This window comes from Methylobacterium sp. B1, from assembly GCF_000333255.1.
In the GTDB taxonomy this organism is placed as follows: Bacteria; Pseudomonadota; Alphaproteobacteria; order Rhizobiales; family Beijerinckiaceae; genus Methylobacterium; species Methylobacterium fujisawaense.
Genome location: NZ_BACT01000316.1, coordinates 1 through 1,915, shown reverse-complemented (window position 1 = coordinate 1,915; position 1,915 = coordinate 1). Strand labels below are relative to the sequence as shown.

General features: G+C 74.1%; 2 protein-coding genes and 1 pseudogene. All 3 read right to left on the bottom strand.

The window, feature by feature from the left end; translation table 11 throughout:
* Window positions 1–310, bottom strand: a pseudogene (gene dps / locus I53_RS09275) (DNA starvation/stationary phase protection protein Dps); the annotation flags it as partial.
* Window positions 311–422: 112 nt separating this feature from the next.
* Window positions 423–1,346 carry a trypsin-like serine protease gene (locus I53_RS09270; protein WP_078947095.1) on the bottom strand — a complete coding sequence of 308 codons (924 nt, stop codon included), beginning with the start codon at window positions 1,344–1,346 and terminating at the stop codon, window positions 423–425.
* Window positions 1,347–1,472: 126 nt separating this feature from the next.
* Window positions 1,473–1,915, bottom strand: a 443-nt coding sequence (locus I53_RS09265; RefSeq protein WP_043349557.1) for a trypsin-like serine protease, incomplete at its 5' end; no start/stop codon positions are given.

Genomic DNA, 1,915 nt, shown 5'->3' with positions numbered 1-1,915 from the left:
AGGGCGGCAGCTTCGTGCGTCGGGCGACCACCTGGGCGATCCGAAGGCGTGGCGCCGAGCTGCACGNCGCGCTCGGCGACCTATCGTGAGGGGTCGTCCAGCTCGGTGCGGAACCCGTCGAGCATCTCGTGGATGCCGATGAACTGCGGCCCCTCAGGTTCCAGTGCGCCTGCTTGATCGCCAGGGCGAGGTCGATGCCGTCCGCGAGCCGTGCGTTCAGGGCGTCGATCGAGACCTTCTTGGCGTTCGAGTCGGTGTCGTTGCGGGTCTTGTGGGTCCGGGGTGTGGTGCTGGTGCCGCTCTCGGCCATGCTTTCGCTCCGTCAGTCGAAAAGGTTCGGATGCGAAAGTGCCGGTGCGGCCTCAGGTTCCCGCAGCCGCGACGGATCCGCGGCGGCGGGACTGTTTCGCCGCAGGGCGCGCCTAGCGGTTGCGGCCGGGGCGCGCCATCCAGTCCGACCGGTTGCCGCGGGAGGCCGCCTCGCCGACCTGGATCCGCTGCAGTTCCGCCGAGCGCGAGGCGATCCAGCCGGCATGCTCGGCCACCGGCGTCACGGCGGTGAAGCCGCCGCAGGCGGTGCGGCGCGTGCCCTGCTGCAGGGCCCCGCTCGACCAGCTCACCACGCCGACGATCCGGTAGCCGCCGGGGCCTCCGGTCAGGATCGGGCCGCCGGAATCGCCCAGGCAGGCACCGGCGCCCGAGGTCTCGGCCATGCGCCGCCGGTCGGTCACGACGGTCACCCGGTTGGCGACCTGCAGGGAGCCGATCGACACGAGATGGGCGAGACGCAGGACCCGCGCCGAGTTCCGCCGGTTCTCCGCCACCACGCCGAAGCCCGCGATGTCCACCGGCTCGCCGTTGCTGATCGAGCCGGCGCCCCGGGGATCGAGGGGCACGTAGTCGTTGCCGAGCGGCTGCTCGAGCTTGAGCAGCGCCAGATCGACGCCGGGCTGATCCTCGGGGGTCGTGCCGGGCACGAAGTCCGGGTGCATGGAGGCGGCGATCACCGGGGTCCGGTGCTGCCGGAAGCTCCGGTCGACGCTGATCACCGTGTATCCGGCGGGGCGCATGACGCAGTGGGCGGCGCTGAGCACGAGGTCCGGGGCGATCAGTGTCCCCGAGCAGATCTCGCCCTCGGTGCTCTCGATGCGCACCACGAAGCTGCGCGCGCCGTTCGGATCCCGCGTCGTCGCGCCGTTGATCACCGCGGCGGCGGGCGTGGGGAGCAGGCCCGTCAGGGCGCCGAGCAACGACACGCCGAGCAGGCCGCCCCACAAGCCGCCCCTCAGGCCGCCGCGCAGGCTGCGCTCGCGGGGGCCGGCCGTCCGGATCGGGCGAGGGGACATCGGGATCTCCGGGCGCGCGCACTGCGCGGGTGGGGGCGCCGGATGCGGGAGGCGGCGCGCGTTGAGCCTAGAGCAAGGCAAGTGCCCGGCCAAGCTGAGGTTCCCTGCGCACACGTCGCCGTGACGTTACTCCGTCCAGCGCGCGGTCCGGTTCCAGCCACCGAGCACGCGATCGATCCAGCCGCGCTGCGGCCCCGTCAGGATGCCCTGGGTCAGGCCGCCGCAGGCGCCGCCGATCCAGGCCGACAGCGCCAGGACGGCCCCGTCCGGTCCCGCGATCGGGCCGCCGGAATCCCCCTGGCAGGCGCCGCCGCCCGTGCCCTTCAGCCAGACCAGGACCCGGCTCGGCCCGTAGGGCTCGATCACCGGCAGCCCGACGCTGCGATAGGTGCCGGTGGAGCGCGGATCGCCGGGCTTGGCCGCGCCGTAGCCCGACAGGGTCAGGATCTCGCCCGCCCGGGCCGGGGCGGCGCTCAGGGTCACGGGCGCGAAGCGGGTCGGCAGCGGCGTCGCGGTGCGCAGCAGCGCGAGGTCGATGGAGCGCCGCCGGGCCGCGGCCGCGCCGGGCG